We start from the raw sequence: 17,100 nt of genomic DNA, 5'->3' as shown, positions 1-17,100 counted from the left end.
CCTCACCTGCCGGGATGAGGGAGAACGTCCAGATGAAGCGCAAGACCCTGGTGCTGCCGGCCGTCGTCGGCCTGCTCGCCCCCGTGCTCGCCGCCTGCGGCAGCACGGACAGCGGCGCCGGTGGCAGGGGAGCCATCGTCGTCGGCACCACGGATCAGCTGGTGGCCTCCGAGGAGAACCCCGCGCCGCTCGACCCGGCCATCGGCTACGAAGCGGGCGTCTGGAACGTCCTGCGGCAGACCGTGCAGACCCTGACCACGGTGCCCAACGGCGGCGGCGAGCCGGTGCCCGAGGCCGCCCGCAGCTGCACCTTCACCGACACCGCGAACGAGAGCTACCGCTGCACCCTGCGCGCGGGCCTCACGTTCGCCGACGGGACGCCCGTGACCGCCGAGGACGTGAAGCACTCCATCCAGCGCGTCATCGACATCGACTCGGACAGCGGACCGGTCGGCCTGCTCGCCAACATCGACATGATCGAGACCAAGGGCGACGACCAGGTGATCTTCCACCTGAACACGCCCGACGCGACCTTCCCGTACAAGCTCGCCACCCCCGCCGCCGGCATCGTCCCGAAGGCGCAGTACCCGGCGAAGCAGGCGCGCACCGGCTTCCAGGTGAACGGCTCCGGCCCGTACACCATGAAGCCGCAGGTCGAGGACGGCCGGGTCGTCAAGATCTCCTTCACCAGGAACTCCTCGTACAAGGGCGAGCTGAAGGTGCTCAACGACGAGGTCGAGATGGACCTCTTCCCGGACGCCGAGGCCATGGGCAAGGCGCTCGAGGAGAAGGAGATCCACATGATGACCCGGGCCATGTCGCCCGAGCAGGCTCACGACATGCTCGTGGAACCGAAGGAAGGCATCGAGCTCACCGAGATGCCCGGCCTGGCCATCAGCTACCTCGGGTTCAACACCAAGGACCCCGTGGTCAACAAGTCCGTCCGGCAGGCCATGGCGCAGATCATCGACCGGGGCGAGATCGCGGGCAAGGTGTACGGCACCACCGCCGAACCGCTCTACTCACTGATCCCCTCCAGCATTGCCGGGCACACCAACGCCTTCTTCAACAAGTACGGCGAGCCCAGCACCGCCAAGGCCCGGGCGATCCTCCGCGACGCCGGGATCAAGACGCCGGTGAAGTTCACCCTGCACTACACCGACGACCACTACGGCTCGGCCACCGCCGAGGAGTTCAAGGCGATCCGGCAGCAGCTGAACAGCTCCGGTCTCTTCGAGGTCTCCGTCCAGGGCACGGAGTGGTCGAAGTACCGCGCCGAGCAGAAGCGTGGCGACTACGCCGCGTACGGCATGGGCTGGTTCCCCGACTTCCCGGACCCGGACAACTACACCGCACCCTTCCTGGACGAGAACAACTTCCTCAACTCGCCCTACCGGTCGCGCGAGGCGCAGAAGGTCCTCATCCCGCAGTCCCGCCGCGAGGCCGACCGCACCGCCACCGCCACCACCTACGAGAAGCTCCAGGACATCGTCGCCGACGACGTGCCGGTGCTCCCGATCTGGCAGGGCAAGCAGTACGTCGCCTCCCGCGACGGGATCGCCGGGGTGGAGCGCTCCGTCAGCGCCACTTCCGAGCTCCAGCTCTGGGAGCTCAACCGCCCCAGCGTCTGAGACCTGACCGGAAAGCCGTCCGGCCCGTCCCCTCTCCTGCGACAGGACGGGGGCGGGCCGGACGGCTTCTGCGCGGGGCGTGGACCGCTACTGCGCGCCCGGGCGCACCAGCCCGCTCTCGTACGCGTACACCGCGGCCTGCACCCGGTCGCGCAGGCCCAACTTCGTGAGCACATGGCCCACATGCGTCTTGACCGTCGTCTCGCTGACGAACAGATCCGCCGCGATCTCCGCGTTGGACAGCCCCCGCGCCACCAGCTTCAACACCTCGACCTCACGGTCCGTCAGCGTGTGCAGCGCGTCCGGCACCGGATCCTCACCGGACGGCAGGTGGTCCGCGTACTTGTCCAGCAGCCGGCGCGTGATGCTCGGCGCGAGCATCGCCTCGCCCGCAGCCACCACCCGGATCGCCTGCACCAGCTCGGCGGCCGGAGCGTCCTTCAGCAGGAAGCCGCTCGCCCCCGCACGCAGCGCCTCCACCACGTACTCGTCGAGATCGAAGGTGGTCAGCACCAGCACCTTCGCCGGGCCGTCCTTCCCGGGGCCGGTGATCTGACGGGTCGCCTCCACCCCGTCCATCCGCGGCATCCGGATGTCCATCAGCACCACATCGGGCTGCAGCGCCCGCACCTGATCGATGGCCTGCAGACCGTCACCGGCCTCACCGACCACCGCCAGATCGCCTTCGGCCTCCAGGATCATCCGGAAACCGGTGCGCAGCAGAGGCTGGTCATCGACCAGAAGGACGCGGATCGCCACAGGAACTCCTTAAGGGCCCTCAAGGGCCACGGCTCGGCCGGCCTCGGCCTGGACCGGTCCCATTCTGCCCTGGCCGTCCTCGCCCGAATCCGCCGGGCGGACCGACAGCGGATAGACCGGGGGAGTCCCGCCGAATTCCGGACACACCGCCTGGTGGTCGCACCAGCCGCACAGCTTCGTCGGCCGGGGCCGCCAGTCACCGGTCCTCGTCGCCAGCGCGATCGCGTCCCACAGCGCCAGCAGCTTGCGCTCCACCCGCTCCAGGTCCGCCACCACCGGGTCGTACGTCAGCACGTCCCCACTGCCCAGGTAGACCAGCTGGAGGCGGCGCGGCACGACGCCCTTCAGCCGCCAGATCACCAGCGCGTAGAACGTCATCTGGAACAGCGGCCCCTCGGAATACTCCGGCCGCGGCGCCTTCCCCGTCTTGTAGTCGACGATCCGGACCTCGCCGCTCGGCGCGACGTCCACCCGGTCGATCACCCCGCGCAGCCGCAGCCCCGACTCCAGCTCCGTCTCGACGAACAGCTCGCGCTCCGCCGGCTCGAGACGCGTCGGGTCCTCCAGCGAGAACCACCGCTCCACCAGCCGCTCCGCCTCACCCAGCCAGCGCGACAGGCGCTCGCCCCCGGTGTCCCCGGCGAACAGCTCGGTCAGCTCCGGCTTCGACTCCAGCAGCCGGTCCCACTGGCCGGGAATCAGCGCCCGCGCCCGCGGCGCCGTACGGTCGGCCGCCGGGGCGTCGAAGAGCCGCTCCAGCACCGCATGGACCAGCGTGCCGCGGGTAGCCGCTTCGCTGGGCTTCTCCGGCAGCTTGTCGATGACCCGGAAGCGGTAGAGCAAGGGACACTGCATGAAATCGCTCGCCCGCGACGGCGACAGGGACGAAGGCGGCTGAGGCGGCCGCGGCACGGAAGTCATGTCTCCAGACCCTACGGCCCGCCACTGACACCCAGCGGCATACCATCGACGGCAGACCCTCGCACACTGCATGATCGTGGCAAAGGCCACTCACCGAACCGAAGGGACCCCGTGGACGAGAGCGGCGACAGCGGGCGGCCGCAGCCCGGCGCAGGGGGAACGGCCCCCGGCACCGACCCCGAGAACGGCCGGCCGAAACGCCCCGCGGAACCGGGCGGCGGGCTGCTCATGGGCCGCCCCTTCGGCGTGCCCGTCTACGTCGCCCCCAGCTGGTTCGTCGTCGCCGCGCTGATCACCTGGGTGTTCGGCGGCCAGCTCGACCGCGTGCTGCCCGAGCTGGGCGGCGCCCGTTACCTCGTCGCCCTGTTCTTCGCCATCGCCTTCTACGCCTCCGTGCTCGTCCACGAACTGGCCCACACGGTCGCCGCCCTGCGCTACAAGCTGCCGGTCCGCCGCATCCAGCTCCAGTTCTTCGGCGGCGTCTCGGAGATCGAGAAGGAGAGCGAGACACCCGGCCGCGAGTTCGTCCTCGCCTTCGTCGGACCGCTCCTGTCCCTGGTCCTCGGCGGCGTCTTCTACGGCGCGATGCAGTTCGTCGAGCCCGGCACGGTCCCCGGCGTCCTGCTCGCGGGCCTGATGATCTCCAACCTCATCGTGGCCGCCTTCAACCTGCTGCCCGGCCTGCCCCTCGACGGCGGCCGGATGCTCCGCGCCGTCGTCTGGAAGATCACCGGCAAGCCCATGAGCGGCACCATCGCCGCCGCCTGGGTCGGCCGCGGCCTCGCCGTCGTCGTCCTCGTCGGACTGCCGCTGCTCACCCACACCGGAACGCTCGGCGGATCCGCCCAGGACATCGGCGGCGTCGAGACCGTCATGGACGCGCTGCTCGCCGCGATCCTCGCCGGCATCATCTGGACGGGCGCCGGGAACAGTCTGCGCATGGCCCGCCTCCGCGAGCACCTTCCCGACCTCCGGGCCCGCACCCTGACCCGCCGCGCGGTCCCCGTCGAGTCCGCCACCCCGCTCTCCGAAGCGCTGCGCCGGGCCAACGAGGCCGGCGCCCGCGCCCTGGTCGTCGTCGACGGACAGGGCAACCCCAAGGGCGTCGTCCGCGAGGCCGCCATCGCAGGCGTCCCCGAACACCGCCGCCCCTGGGTCGCCGTCAGCGGCCTCGCCCAGGACCTCACCGACGGCATGAAGGTCCCCGCGGAACTGGCCGGCGAAGCCCTCCTGGACCGGCTCAAGGCCACCCCCGCCACCGAGTACCTGGTCGTCGAGGAGACCGGCCAGATCTACGGGGTCCTGTCCACCGCCGACGTGGAGCGCGCCTTCGTCAAGGCCATGGCCCGCCCCGGAGCCTGAGGGCCCGTTCCACCCCGAGGGCCGGGCGGTCGGCGGCCCGGGAATCACCGGTAGGCTGGTCACATGTCTGAACCGACCGGTGCCGCCCGCCGACGCGGGCCCTTCAAGGTCGGGGACCAGGTACAGCTCACCGACCCCAAGGGCCGCCACTACACCTTCACGCTCGAGGCCGGAAAGAACTTCCACACCCACAAGGGTTCTTTCCCGCACGACGAGCTGATCGGTGCTCCCGAGGGCAGTGTTGTCCGAACCACGGGAAACGTCGCCTATCTCGCGCTGCGCCCCCTGCTCCCCGACTACGTCCTGTCCATGCCCCGCGGCGCCGCCGTGGTCTACCCCAAGGACGCGGGGCAGATCCTGGCCTTCGCCGACATCTTCCCCGGCGCCCGCGTCGTGGAGGCCGGGGTCGGATCCGGCTCGCTCAGCACCTTCCTGCTGCGCGCCATCGGTGAGCAGGGCATGCTGCACTCCTATGAGCGCCGCGAGGACTTCGCCGAGATCGCCCAGCAGAACGTCGAGCGCTACTTCGGCTCGCCGCACCCCGCCTGGCAGCTGACCGTCGGCGACCTCCAGGACAACCTCTCCGACACCGACGTCGACCGCGTCGTGCTGGACATGCTCGCCCCCTGGGAGTGTCTGGAGGCGGTCTCCAAGGCCCTGGTGCCCGGCGGCATCCTCTGCGCCTACGTCGCCACCACCACCCAGCTCTCGCGCACCGTCGAGTCCATCCGCGAGATCGGCTGCTTCGCCGAACCGCAGCCCTGGGAGTCGATGATCCGCAACTGGCACGTGGAGGGCCTCGCCGTCCGCCCCGACCACCGGATGATCGGCCACACCGGCTTCCTGGTCACCGCCCGCCGCCTCGCGGACGGCGTCGAGCCGCCGCTGCGCCGCCGCCGCCCGTCCAAGGGCGCCTACGGCGACGACTACGACGGACCCGGCAGCCAGAGCGGCTCCGCCGCCTCCCGTAGCTGATCCGTACAACGCACCGGCGCCGCCGTTCCGCCCGGGTGTGAGGTGTGGCACGATGCTGGCCACCCCTCGGGGGGTGTTCCCCACCCTTCACCGGGCTTCCAGGAACCATCAGGAGACATACCGCGTGCAGACCCCCGCGCTCCCGGATCTCGCCCACACCGCCGCCAAGCCGGTGCACTGGCTCGCCACGGCCGCGGCGATGGCGGGAGTCGTCGCGCTGGCCGGGCTGCTCCAGCCCCGTACGGCCACCGCGACCGCCACGGCCCCCGAGCAGCGGACCACCACGCAGCACGGCGCTCCCGCGCCCGCCCCGGACCCGTCCGGCGTGGACTTCCCGCTGGAGTGCGGCGGCGCCGGGACGACCGTCGCGAAACAGGCCTCCGGAGACCTCGACGGCGACGGGCGGCCGGAAACCGTCGCCGTGGTGCACTGCGCCGCCGGATCGGGGACCCCGCCGGGCGGCATCTACGTCCTGACACAGAGCAGCGGGGCCGCACCCCGGGTCGTGGCGACCCTGGTGGACCCCGCTGACAAGAAGACGATCGGGGACTTCGCCGTACGCGACGGCGTGGTCTCGGCGACCCTGCTCGGCTACTCCTCGCTCGACGTCCCCCGCTGCTGCCCCGACCAGGAGGAACAGGCCTCCTGGCGGTGGAAGGGACAGTCCTTCGTCCGCACTTCCGGGGACCTGGCCCGAAGCGTCTGAGCGACCCTCGAGGGCCTTCGACCGCCGGGTCCGGGCGCCGGGCCCCGACCGGTCAGTCGGCGTCCGGCCCGTACACCTCGACGCTGTCCCTGACGCGCCGCACGTGGATGCAGTCCCCGGGGCACTCCTTGGCCGAATCCACGACGTCCTGGAGGAGCGGCAGCGGCACCGGAGTGGTCGCCCCCGGGTTCTGCAGGAGCTCGTCGTCGCCGCTCTTCACGTACGCCAGGCCGTCGATGTCCAGCTCGAAGACATCGGGGGCGTACTGCACACAGATGCCGTCGCCCGTACAGAGGTCCTGATCGATCCAGACCTCCAGGTCCTGCGTGTCACTGTCGCCCGGCGAGTCCTGCTGCACGGTCATGTGTCCTGCCGTTCCTGCGTATCTGAACCAATTGGAGCCAGCCCTGACGGGTGTTGAACAGTTCGACGATACAACCGGCGGCTTTCCGGCGCCGCAGGGTGGGTATTCCCTTGGCGTGAGGGAGAGCGCAAGGGTGAAGATCGGACACACCCCGCAGTCTTTGTGATCTAGGGGTTTCAATCACCACCCACCCAGGTAGGGTCAGGAAGCGTCCAGCTCCCCATGGAGGAGGTGAGGACCGTGGCAGCCCACGACGACGACATCAACCGCGGCATCCGGCCCGCGCGAGGGTCGGAAGACCCAGCCGGCCAGGTTGCCTATCTCGAGCAGGAAATCGCCGTCCTGCGACGTAAGCTCGCCGACTCTCCGCGTCATACGAGGATTCTCGAAGAGCGGATCGTCGAGTTGCAGACGAACCTGGCAGGCGTGTCCGCGCAGAACGAGCGGCTCGCCAACACGCTCCGTGAGGCGCGTGACCAGATCGTGGCCCTCAAGGAGGAGGTCGACCGGCTCGCACAGCCGCCGGCCGGCTTCGGCGTCTTCCTGCAGGCCAACGAGGACGGCACCTGTGACATCTTCACCGGGGGCCGCAAGCTCCGGGTGAACGTGAGCCCCAGTGTCGAGCTCGAGGACCTCCGGCGTGGCCAGGAGGTCATGCTCAACGAAGCGCTCAACGTGGTCGAGGCCATGGAGTACGAGCGGGCCGGGGACATCGTCACCCTCAAGGAGATCCTCGAGGACGGCGAGCGCGCCCTGGTGGTCGGGCACACCGACGAGGAGAGGGTGGTGCGGCTGGCCGAGCCGCTGCTGGACATCACCATCCGCGCCGGCGACGCCCTGCTCCTGGACTCCAGGTCCGGGTACGTCTACGAGGTGGTTCCCAAGAGCGAGGTCGAGGAGCTCGTCCTCGAAGAGGTCCCGGACATCGACTACGACAAGATCGGCGGCCTGGGCGACCAGATCGAGCTGATCCGCGACGCGGTCGAGCTTCCGTATCTGCACCCCGACCTCTTCAAGGAACACGAGCTGCGGCCGCCGAAGGGCATCCTGCTCTACGGTCCGCCCGGCTGTGGCAAGACGCTCATCGCCAAGGCCGTCGCCAATTCGCTCGCCAAGAAGGTCGCCGAGGTCACCGGGCAGCCCACGGGGAAGAGCTACTTCCTCAATATCAAGGGCCCCGAGCTCCTCAACAAGTACGTCGGCGAGACCGAGCGGCACATCCGCCTGGTCTTCCAGCGTGCGAGGGAGAAGGCGAGCGAGGGCACCCCCGTCATCGTCTTCTTCGACGAGATGGAGTCCCTCTTCCGCACCCGCGGCAGCGGCGTCAGCTCGGACGTGGAGAACACCATCGTCCCGCAGCTGCTCGCCGAGATCGACGGGGTGGAAGGCCTGGAGAACGTCATCGTCATCGGCGCCTCCAACCGCGAGGACATGATCGACCCCGCCATCCTGCGACCCGGCCGTCTCGATGTGAAGATCAAGATCGAGCGTCCGGACGCCGAGGCGGCGAAGGACATCTTCGCCAAGTACCTGACCCCGTCGCTCCCGCTGCACGCGGACGATCTGGCCGAGCACACCGGCTCCCGGCCGGCCGCGGCCCACGCCATGATCCAGTCCGTCGTGGAGCGGATGTACACGGAGTCCGAGGAGAACCGCTTCCTCGAGGTCACGTACGCCAACGGCGACAAGGAAGTCCTGTACTTCAAGGACTTCAACTCCGGCGCGATGATTCAGAACATCGTCGACCGGGCAAAGAAAATGGCCATCAAGGACTTCCTGGAACAGGGCCAGAAGGGTCTGCGGGTCGCTCATCTCCTGCAGGCCTGCGTGGACGAGTTCAAGGAGAACGAGGACCTGCCGAACACCACCAACCCGGACGACTGGGCCAGGATTTCCGGTAAGAAGGGTGAGCGGATCGTCTTCATCCGCACACTCGTCACCGGAAAGCAGGGCGCGGACACCGGACGCTCCATCGATACGGTGGCCAATACCGGCCAGTACCTGTAATACGCGGATCGGCTGCGGAAGCCCCCAGGGGCCTCCGCAGCCGGTTGCATTCCCCCGTTCCGGCCATGCCGGAGCAATGTCGTAATTGATCTCCCCACCGGCGCAGAGGCGCTCTAGGCTCTGCGGTACCGCCGAGTCGCGCAGTGCGGTGACGGGACGGGCACCGCACACGCACCGGACACAGCAGCGGTACTTGAGCGTCGCTCCCGGACGGGACCGACGCCGGGCAAGGAGGGCCGCATGACCGTACGGCGAGTAATGGGCATCGAGACGGAGTACGGGATCTCCGTCCCCGGCCACCCCAACGCCAATGCCATGCTCACCTCGTCCCAGATCGTGAACGCCTACGCGGCGGCGATGCACCGGGCGCGACGCGCCCGCTGGGACTTCGAGGAGGAGAACCCGCTGCGTGACGCGCGAGGCTTCGACCTCGCCCGTGAGACCGCCGACTCCAGCCAGCTCACCGACGAGGACATCGGCCTGGCCAATGTCATCCTCACCAACGGTGCCCGGCTGTACGTCGACCACGCGCACCCCGAGTACAGCTCCCCGGAGATCACCAATCCGCTCGACGCGGTGCTCTGGGACAAGGCCGGCGAGCGGATCATGGCGGAGGCCGCCGAGCGGGCGGCCGTCATTCCGGGCGCGCAGCCGATCCACCTCTACAAGAACAACACCGACAACAAGGGCGCCTCCTACGGCACGCACGAGAACTACCTCATGCAGCGGGAGACGCCGTTCTCGGACATCGTGCGCCATCTGACGCCGTTCTTCGTCTCGCGCCAGGTCGTCACGGGCGCGGGCCGGGTCGGCATCGGCCAGGACGGCCACGAGCACGGGTTCCAGATCAGCCAGCGCGCCGACTACTTCGAGGTCGAGGTCGGCCTGGAGACCACACTCAAGCGCCCCATCATCAACACCCGGGACGAACCCCACTCCGACGCGGAGAAGTACCGCCGGCTCCATGTGATCATCGGCGATGCCAACCTCTCGGAGATCTCCACCTATCTCAAGCTCGGCACCACGTCCCTGGTGCTGTCCATGATCGAGGACGCCTTCATCAACGTCGACCTCGCGGTCGACCAGCCCGTGCGCACGCTGCACCAGGTCTCGCACGACCCGGACCTGCGGCAGCTGATCACGCTCCGCGGCGGCCGGACACTCACCGCGGTCCAGCTGCAGATGGAGTACTTCGAACTGGCCCGCAAGTACGTCGACGAGCGGTACGGCGCGGACGCCGACGAGCAGACCAAGGACATCCTGACCCGCTGGGAGGACACCCTCAACCGGCTGGAGACGGATCCGATGAGCTTGTCGGGCGAGCTGGACTGGATCGCCAAGCGGGAGCTCATGGAGGGCTACCGTCGCCGCGACGCGCTGGACTGGGACGCTCCCCGGCTGCATCTGGTGGACCTCCAGTACGCGGACGTACGGCCCGACAAGGGCCTCTACAACCGCCTCGCGGCCCGCGGGAAGATGAAGCGCCTCCTGGACGAGGACGACGTCACCAGGGCCCGTACGAAGCCTCCGGAGGACACCAGGGCCTACTTCCGGGGCCGCTGCCTGGAGCAGTACGCCGACGACGTGGCGGCGGCCTCCTGGGACTCGGTGATCTTCGACCTGCCGGACCGCGACTCCCTGCAGCGCGTGCCCACCCTGGAGCCGCTGCGCGGGACGAAGGAGCACGTGAAGGATCTGCTGGACCGTTGCCGTACGGCGGAAGAGCTGGTCCGGTCGCTGTCGGGCGGCTGAAAGGCCTCCGGGCTGGGAATCAATCACCCAAGGCCCGGACGTTGAACAACTACCGGGCCAAATGTCGGACCCCGTGGGTAGGGTCTGATCAAGAGCTTCGATTGCTTCGAACCGAGCGGGGTGAGCTACATGGCGACCAAGGACACCGGCGGCGGACAGCAGAAGGCGACGCGTTCCACCGAGGAGGCCGAGGAGCAGGCGCAGGACGCGCAGGCGTCCGAGGACCTCGCGGAACGCCAGGAGAAGCTGAGCGACGATGTCGACTCGGTCCTGGACGAGATCGACGACGTCCTCGAAGAGAACGCCGAGGATTTCGTGAGGTCATTTGTTCAAAAAGGCGGGGAATAGAGCTAAATGTCCTAAATTCCCACAGAAAGGCAATGCTCCCGTTGTCGGCAGAAGCTGCCGCGGCAGTCCTTCGCTGGCAACAGGGCCATGCCTGATGGCCTCCAGGCGTATTGCCGGAAGTGCTCTGCCGAGTACTACCGGCAGCGTCAGGAGGCCAAGGGCAAGTCGGTCCGGGTCAAGGTGCCGGTGCCGCGGGAGCACAAGCGTTGCCCGCAGTGCGGCGAGGTGAAGCCGCACGATCAGTGGGAGCGCAACAAGTCGTCGTCCGACGGCTGGTCGAGCTACTGCCGCGAATGCAGGGCGGAGCGGAATCGGATCAGCTACTTCAAGCGTAAGTACGGCCTTGCTCCTGCCGAGTTGGACGCGCTGATCGCGGCTCAGCAGGGCGTGTGTTGTATCTGTCTAATCGCTTCGGCTGAGCACGTGGATCACTGCCATGAGACGGGTAGGGTCCGTGGCGTACTGTGCTTCAGCTGCAACGCAGCCCTGGGGCAGTTCAAGGATCGGCCGGATGCCATAAGGCGTGCAGCCGCATACGTGGAGGGAAACGCGTGGAAGCCAACACTCGTAGCACCGGGCGTCTACCAGCTGCCTTCCTGACGCCGGGTTCGTCCTCGTTCATGGACTTCCTGTCCGACCAGTCGCCCGAGATGCTCCCGGGCAACCGGAGCCTGCCGCCGCTCCAGGGGGCCATCGAGGCGCCGCACGGGACGACCATCGTCTCGGCGTCCTTCCCCGGCGGCGTGGTCCTGGCCGGTGACCGGCGCGCCACCATGGGCAACATGATCGCGCAGCGCGACATCGAGAAGGTCTTCCCGGCCGACGAGTACTCGGCGGTGGGCATCGCCGGCACCGCCGGACTGGCCGTGGAGATGGTCAAGCTGTTCCAGCTGGAGCTGGAGCACTTCGAGAAGGTCGAGGGTGCCCAGCTCTCCCTGGAAGGCAAGGCCAACCGCCTCTCCACCATGATCCGCAGCAACCTCGCCATGGCCATGCAGGGCCTCGCCGTGGTGCCCCTCTTCGCGGGTTACGACGTCGACCGGGAGAAGGGCCGCATCTTCTCCTACGACGTCACCGGCGGCCGCTCCGAGGAGACCGGCTACGCCGCCACCGGCTCCGGGTCGATCTTCGCCCGTAACGCCATGAAGAAGCTCTACCGCGAGGACCTGACGGAGGAGCAGGCCCTCACCCTGGTCGTGCAGGCGCTGTACGACGCAGCGGACGACGACTCGGCGACCGGCGGCCCGGACGTGGCCCGCCGTATCTATCCGATCGTCACCGTCATCACCGACGAGGGTTTCCGGAGGCTGACCGACCAGGAGTCCGCCGATATCGCGCGCTCCATCCTGGAACGCCGACTCGAGCAGCCCGACGGCCCGCGCGCCGCGCTGCTCTGATCCGGGCCCCGAGCCTCCCCAGACGCACTCGTCACTGACAGAAAGGGACGGATAGCCGGTGTCGACGCCGTTCTATGTCTCACCCCAGCAGGCCATGGCCGACCGGGCGGAATACGCCCGCAAGGGCATCGCCCGTGGTCGCAGCCTCGTTGTGCTGCAGTATGCCGACGGCATTGTGTTCGTCGGCGAGAACCCGTCCCGTGCACTGCACAAGTTCAGCGAGATCTATGACCGGATCGGCTTCGCGGCCGCCGGCAAGTACAACGAGTACGAGAACCTCCGCATCGGCGGCGTCCGCTACGCCGATCTGCGCGGATACACCTACGACCGGGACGATGTGACGGCCCGTGGGCTGGCCAACGTCTACGCCCAGACGCTCGGCACCATCTTCTCCAGCGCTGCCGAGAAGCCCTACGAGGTGGAACTGGTGGTCGCCGAGGTCGGCAGCGAGGCCGACGGCGACCAGATCTACCGGCTGCCGCACGACGGTTCGATCGTGGACGAGCACGGCTCGGTCGCGGTCGGCGGCAACGCCGAACAGATCAGCAGCTTCCTCGACCAGCGCCACCGCGACGGCATGACGCTGGCCGAGGCGCTCAAGCTGGCCGTCCAGGCGCTCTCGCGGGAGCCGGGCGGCGGCGAGCGGGAGATCCCCGCGGAGCGCCTCGAGGTCGCGGTCCTGGACCGCACCCGACCCCAGCAGCGCAAGTTCAAGCGGATCGTCGGCCGTCAGCTGGCCCGGCTGCTGGACACGGAGGCCGCCGGCAGCACGCCGACGGACGCCCCGTCGGACACCGAGGACCACGACTCCACCGACAGCGCCGACAGCACCCCCGACTCCACGGAGGAGACGGACAAGTAGGCGAGCACCTCGGTGCCCCGGGCCCCTCGGCCCGGGGCACCGTCATGCCCTGGCAGCGGGCGGTGGTGGTGCCGTGGAGCCCCGTACGACGAGCTCCACCGGCAGACCGCCCGGCTCGACGGGGCGGCCGTCCAGCACGGCGAGCAGCGCCTCCATGCCCCGTTCCCCGACCTGCTCCGCAGGCAGCCGCACCGTGGTCAGCTCCGGCTCCAGCGCGGTGGCCAGCGCCAGGTCGTCGAATCCGGTGACCGACAGTTCGTCCGGCACCCGCAGCCCGAGCCTGCGGGCGGCCTTGCAGGCGCCGGCGGCCAGGATGTCGTCGTCGCAGACGATCGCGGTGGGCCGGTCGGCGGTGACCGCCAGTGCCTGTTCGGCCGCCTCACGCCCCGCCCGTACCTCCAGCGGGGCCCGTACGGTACGCACCGTCGCGTCCGGTACGACGCCCAGTGCGTCGTGCAGCGCCTCGGCCCGCACCGCGAACGTCCAGGTGTCCACGGCGGACGCCAGATGCAGGAAGCGGCGGTGGCCCAGCCCCAGCAGATGGTCCGTCACCTGCCGCATCCCGTCGGCGATGTCGAGGTTCACATGGGCGGCGGGTTCGGTACCCGAGGGATCGCTGTCCAGCATCACCAGCGGTAGATCCGCCCCGTGCAGCGCGCCCAGCGCGTCGGCGGCCATCGAGGACGCGATGACCCCGTCGAGCGCAGCACGGGCCGAGGCGAACGGGTCCCGCGCCGGTCCCGTGCCGTCCGGTGAGGGATAGAGCACCACGCCGAAGTCGTGCTCGGCGGCAAGCGCCGCGGCTCCGGCGTACACCCGGGCGAAGAACTCGTTGGTGAGCGCGGGCACCACCAGCAGCGCGGTCCTGGTGCGGCCGAGCCGCAGGCTGCGGGCCGCCAGATTGGGCCGGTAGCCGATCTCCGCCGCGGCGTCCCGGACCCGCTGGGCGGTGGCCTCCGACACCCTGCCCGGCCACTTCTCGCCGAGTACCAGGGACACCGTCGCCTGGGAGACGCCCGCGGCACGGGCCACGTCGCGGCTGGTGGGCCGGGCGGGGGCGGGCTGCTGCGCGCTGGTCACTCGTGCCTCCGTGCGGGATGTCGCCGTACTGCCGCGAGGTGGACCCGCGAACTGCGCACATGGTACGTATGAACCTCGACGTTATACGTAACACCTCGGCGACGGCACAGCCGGCCGGGGCGGAGAGGGGCGGGAATGGCCGCGGGATATCTGGACATCCTCCGGGCGCGGCATGCCGCCCGGCTGCTGACGGGCACCCTGGTGGGGCGGCTGCCCAACGGCACCGCGCACATCGCGATCGTGCTGTTCACCCGTGCGGAGGGCGGCAGCTACACGCTGGCCGGCGCGCTCGCCGCCGCCTACGGACTGGCCACCGCCGTCGGGCAGCCGCTGCTCGGCCGTGCGGTCGACCTGTACGGGCAGCCGCGCGTCCAACTGCCGGCCGCCGTGCTCTCCGCGCTCGGGATGTCCCTGCTGGCCCTCACCGGCCTCGGATCGCTCCCGCTGGCCTACCTCGCCGTCGTCGTCGCCGGAGTCGCCACACCACCGCTGGAGGGTGGCCTGCGGGCTCTGTGGCCCAGCGTCCTCAAGGGCGAGAGCCAGGTGCACCGGGCCTACGCCATGGACGCCGTGGCGCAGGAGATCATGTTCACCGTCGGACCGCTCCTGGTGACGCTTCTCGTCGCGCTCTGGTCCCCGGCCGCCGCCCTGCTCGTCATCAACGCCATCGGTGTCCTCGGTGCGCTGTCGGTCGTCCTGTCCGAGCCCTCGCGCACCTGGCGCTCCGCACCCCGTGAGGCGCACTGGCTCGGTGCCCTGCGCTCGCCCGGACTCCTCGCCCTCCTCGGCGCGTTCTTCTTCGTCGGGCTCGCCCTCGGCTCCATCACGGTGGCCGGAGTGGCCTACGCGGACGACCACGGGCGGGAGTCCGTGTACGGCTGGCTGATGGCGGCCCTCGGTCTCGGCGCGCTGATCGGCGGCCTCGGCTACGGGGCCCGGCAGTGGGCCGGGGTGCCCGAGAAGCGGCTGCGGGTCATCGTCGGGCTGCTGGCGCTGGGCTATCTGCCGTTGACGCTCACCCCCTCGGTGCCGGTGATGACCGCCCTCGCCGCCCTCGCCGGAGTGTTCCTCGCACCGGCCATCGCCTGCTCCTTCATCGTGGTCGACCGGCACGCCCCGCGCGGCACGGTGACCGAGGCGTTCTCCTGGCTCGTCACCACGTTCGGCGTAGGCGCGGCGGTGGGGACGGCCGTCGCGGGACCGGCCGTCGAACTCGGCTCGACCGCCTGGAGCTTCGCCGTCGCGGGGGTCGGGGGAGTGGCCGCCCTGGTGGTCCTGCTGAGCACCGGAAGGGTCCTCGCGGCTCCCGTCCGTACGCCCGCCGTGGTGACGGGATCGGAAAATGATCGAAACGGTGCCGTCGAACCCGGTTTCAGCTCAGGCCATAAGGCGTAATGTTCAGTCATGGACCGCCGCATTTTCGGGCTGGAGAACGAGTACGGCGTCACGTGCACGTTCAGGGGACAGCGCCGACTGTCACCTGACGAAGTGGCGCGCTACCTCTTCCGCCGTGTTGTGTCATGGGGCCGCAGCAGCAACGTCTTTCTGCGGAACGGCGCCCGCCTCTACCTCGACGTGGGATCGCATCCGGAATATGCAACCCCCGAATGCGACAACGTGACCGAACTGGTCACGCACGACAAGGCGGGCGAGCGCATTCTCGAAGGCCTGCTCGTCGACGCCGAACGCCGCCTGCACGAGGAGGGAATCGCGGGCGACGTCTATCTCTTCAAGAACAACACCGACTCGGCGGGAAACTCCTACGGCTGCCATGAGAACTACCTCGTGGCCCGGCACGGAGAATTCTCCCGGCTCGCGGACATCCTCATTCCGTTCCTCGTCACCAGGCAGCTCATCTGCGGTGCGGGCAAGGTGCTCCAGACCCCGCGCGGCGCGGTCTACTGCGTCAGCCAGCGTGCCGAGCACATCTGGGAGGGCGTCAGCTCCGCTACCACCCGCTCCCGGCCGATCATCAACACCCGCGACGAACCCCACGCCGACGCCGAGCGGTACCGCCGCCTCCACGTCATCGTCGGTGACTCGAACATGTCCGAGACGACCATGCTGCTCAAGGTCGGCGCCACCGACCTGGTGCTCCGCATGATCGAGGCGGGCACCGTGATGCGCGACCTGACCCTGGAGAACCCGATCCGGGCGATCCGCGAGGTCAGCCACGACCTCACCGGACAGCGCAAGGTGCGCCTCGCCAGCGGCCGGGAGGCCTCGGCCATCGAGGTCCAGCGGGAGTACTACGAGAAGGCCGTGGACTTCGTCGAGCGCCGGGGCATCCGCACCGGCACCGTCGACCAGGTCCTGGAGCTGTGGGGCCGCACCCTGGACGCGGTCGAGGCCGAGGACCTCGACCGGATCGACACCGAGATCGACTGGGTCATGAAGTACAAGCTCATCGAGCGGTACCGGGCCAAGCACAACATGACCATGTCGAACCCGCGGGTCGCCCAGATAGACCTCGCCTACCACGACATCCACCGCCGCCGAGGCCTCTTCTACCTCCTGGAGCGCAAGGGGCAGACCGCCCGCATCTGCAACGACCTGAAGATCTTCGAGGGCAAGTCGGTGCCCCCGCAGACCACCCGGGCGCGGCTGCGCGGAGACTTCATCCGCAGGGCCCAGGAACAGCGGAGGGACTTCACCGTCGACTGGGTCCACCTCAAGCTCAACGACCAGGCGCAGCGCACGGTGCTGTGCAAGGACCCGTTCCGTTCCGTGGACGAGAGGGTGGAGAAGCTCATCGCGGGCATGTGACCGGGCCGGCCCGTGGGCGACCGGCCGGAAAACGGCCCGTGGGCAGCATGCCGGTGGGAAAAGGGCCACATTGTACGCCGGGGCGGACCAGCCCCGGCGTACAGCCGTGTCGGTACCCGTGATGCCGCTGGGGCGAAGTCGTAGAGTGGCGGGAGTGCCCGGAGCCCCCC

16 protein-coding genes are annotated in these 17,100 nt (G+C 69.3%); 12 read left to right on the top strand and 4 right to left on the bottom strand.

Features of this window, described 5'->3' with window-relative positions; translation table 11 throughout:
* The first annotated feature begins 32 nt into the window (after positions 1–32).
* The gene (locus IG90_RS0115350; RefSeq protein WP_030583659.1) at positions 33–1,631 is read left to right on the top strand and encodes an ABC transporter substrate-binding protein; all 1,599 of its coding nucleotides are present in this window, start codon (positions 33–35) and stop codon (positions 1,629–1,631) included.
* A gap of 87 nt (positions 1,632–1,718) precedes the next feature.
* Here IG90_RS0115350 and IG90_RS0115345 read toward each other — a convergent pair whose 3' ends face one another.
* Both IG90_RS0115345 and IG90_RS0115340 read right to left on the bottom strand, forming a co-directional pair.
* Entirely contained in the window at positions 1,719–2,390 is a 672-nt protein-coding gene (locus tag IG90_RS0115345; protein WP_003970158.1) for a response regulator, read from the bottom strand.
* Positions 2,391–2,399: 9 nt separating this feature from the next.
* Positions 2,400–3,245 (bottom strand): RecB family exonuclease, encoded by an 846-nt coding sequence (locus IG90_RS0115340; protein ID WP_030583656.1) that lies wholly within the window; start codon positions 3,243–3,245, stop codon positions 2,400–2,402.
* Between the two features lie 177 nt (positions 3,246–3,422).
* Here IG90_RS0115340 and IG90_RS0115335 point away from each other — a divergent pair, with 177 nt between their 5' ends.
* From IG90_RS0115335 to IG90_RS0115325, 3 genes are all read left to right on the top strand, one after another.
* Positions 3,423–4,673, top strand: coding sequence for a site-2 protease family protein (locus IG90_RS0115335; protein WP_030583653.1), 1,251 nt, complete (start codon positions 3,423–3,425; stop codon positions 4,671–4,673).
* 63 nt (positions 4,674–4,736) lie between these two features.
* Positions 4,737–5,648, top strand: coding sequence for a tRNA (adenine-N1)-methyltransferase (locus tag IG90_RS0115330; RefSeq protein ID WP_030583650.1), 912 nt, complete (start codon positions 4,737–4,739; stop codon positions 5,646–5,648).
* 124 nt (positions 5,649–5,772) lie between these two features.
* Positions 5,773–6,354 carry a hypothetical protein gene (locus IG90_RS0115325; protein WP_030583648.1) on the top strand — a complete coding sequence of 194 codons (582 nt, stop codon included), beginning with the start codon at positions 5,773–5,775 and terminating at the stop codon, positions 6,352–6,354.
* A 52-nt stretch (positions 6,355–6,406) separates the two neighbouring features.
* Here IG90_RS0115325 and IG90_RS0115320 read toward each other — a convergent pair whose 3' ends face one another.
* On the bottom strand, positions 6,407–6,718 hold the full coding sequence (locus tag IG90_RS0115320; RefSeq protein WP_030583645.1) for a ferredoxin: 312 nt from the start codon (positions 6,716–6,718) through the stop codon (positions 6,407–6,409).
* Between the two features lie 240 nt (positions 6,719–6,958).
* On the opposite strand from IG90_RS0115320, the gene arc reads away from it, so the two are divergent.
* The 6 genes from arc to prcA all read left to right on the top strand — a co-directional run bounded on the left by arc (position 6,959) and on the right by prcA (position 13,084).
* Positions 6,959–8,725: a proteasome ATPase gene (gene arc, locus IG90_RS0115315; protein ID WP_030583641.1), complete on the top strand. Its 1,767-nt coding sequence runs from the start codon at positions 6,959–6,961 to the stop codon at positions 8,723–8,725.
* Between the two features lie 240 nt (positions 8,726–8,965).
* Entirely contained in the window at positions 8,966–10,477 is a 1,512-nt protein-coding gene (dop, locus tag IG90_RS0115310; protein ID WP_078585326.1) for a depupylase/deamidase Dop, read from the top strand.
* Between the two features lie 129 nt (positions 10,478–10,606).
* Complete coding sequence (locus IG90_RS0115305; protein WP_030583636.1) at positions 10,607–10,825, top strand: ubiquitin-like protein Pup; 219 nt, start codon at positions 10,607–10,609, stop codon at positions 10,823–10,825.
* Positions 10,826–10,912: 87 nt separating this feature from the next.
* Positions 10,913–11,425, top strand: coding sequence for an endonuclease VII domain-containing protein (locus IG90_RS41955; RefSeq protein ID WP_078585327.1), 513 nt, complete (start codon positions 10,913–10,915; stop codon positions 11,423–11,425).
* On the top strand, positions 11,377–12,222 hold the full coding sequence (prcB, locus tag IG90_RS0115295; protein ID WP_030583630.1) for a proteasome subunit beta: 846 nt from the start codon (positions 11,377–11,379) through the stop codon (positions 12,220–12,222). Before IG90_RS41955 ends, prcB begins: the two co-directional genes overlap by 49 nt.
* 58 nt (positions 12,223–12,280) lie before the next feature.
* Complete coding sequence (gene prcA, locus IG90_RS0115290) at positions 12,281–13,084, top strand: proteasome subunit alpha (protein WP_030583627.1); 804 nt, start codon at positions 12,281–12,283, stop codon at positions 13,082–13,084.
* A 42-nt stretch (positions 13,085–13,126) separates the two neighbouring features.
* Here prcA and IG90_RS0115285 read toward each other — a convergent pair whose 3' ends face one another.
* The gene (locus tag IG90_RS0115285) at positions 13,127–14,164 is read right to left on the bottom strand and encodes a LacI family DNA-binding transcriptional regulator (RefSeq protein ID WP_030583624.1); all 1,038 of its coding nucleotides are present in this window, start codon (positions 14,162–14,164) and stop codon (positions 13,127–13,129) included.
* 135 nt (positions 14,165–14,299) lie between these two features.
* On the opposite strand from IG90_RS0115285, the gene IG90_RS0115280 reads away from it, so the two are divergent.
* Together IG90_RS0115280 and pafA are read left to right on the top strand one after the other, a co-directional pair.
* A complete protein-coding gene (locus IG90_RS0115280; RefSeq protein WP_030583621.1) occupies positions 14,300–15,559 on the top strand; it encodes an MFS transporter in 1,260 nt (419 codons plus the stop codon).
* Positions 15,560–15,568: 9 nt separating this feature from the next.
* The gene (pafA, locus tag IG90_RS0115275) at positions 15,569–16,930 is read left to right on the top strand and encodes a Pup--protein ligase (RefSeq protein WP_030583618.1); all 1,362 of its coding nucleotides are present in this window, start codon (positions 15,569–15,571) and stop codon (positions 16,928–16,930) included.
* Positions 16,931–17,100 lie beyond the last annotated feature (170 nt).

The organism is Streptomyces anulatus (genome assembly GCF_000721175.1).
GTDB classification, from domain to species: domain Bacteria; phylum Actinomycetota; class Actinomycetes; order Streptomycetales; family Streptomycetaceae; genus Streptomyces; species Streptomyces anulatus_C.
The sequence above is the reverse complement of the archived record's forward strand: the minus strand, read 5'-3'. Positions and strand labels throughout refer to the sequence as shown.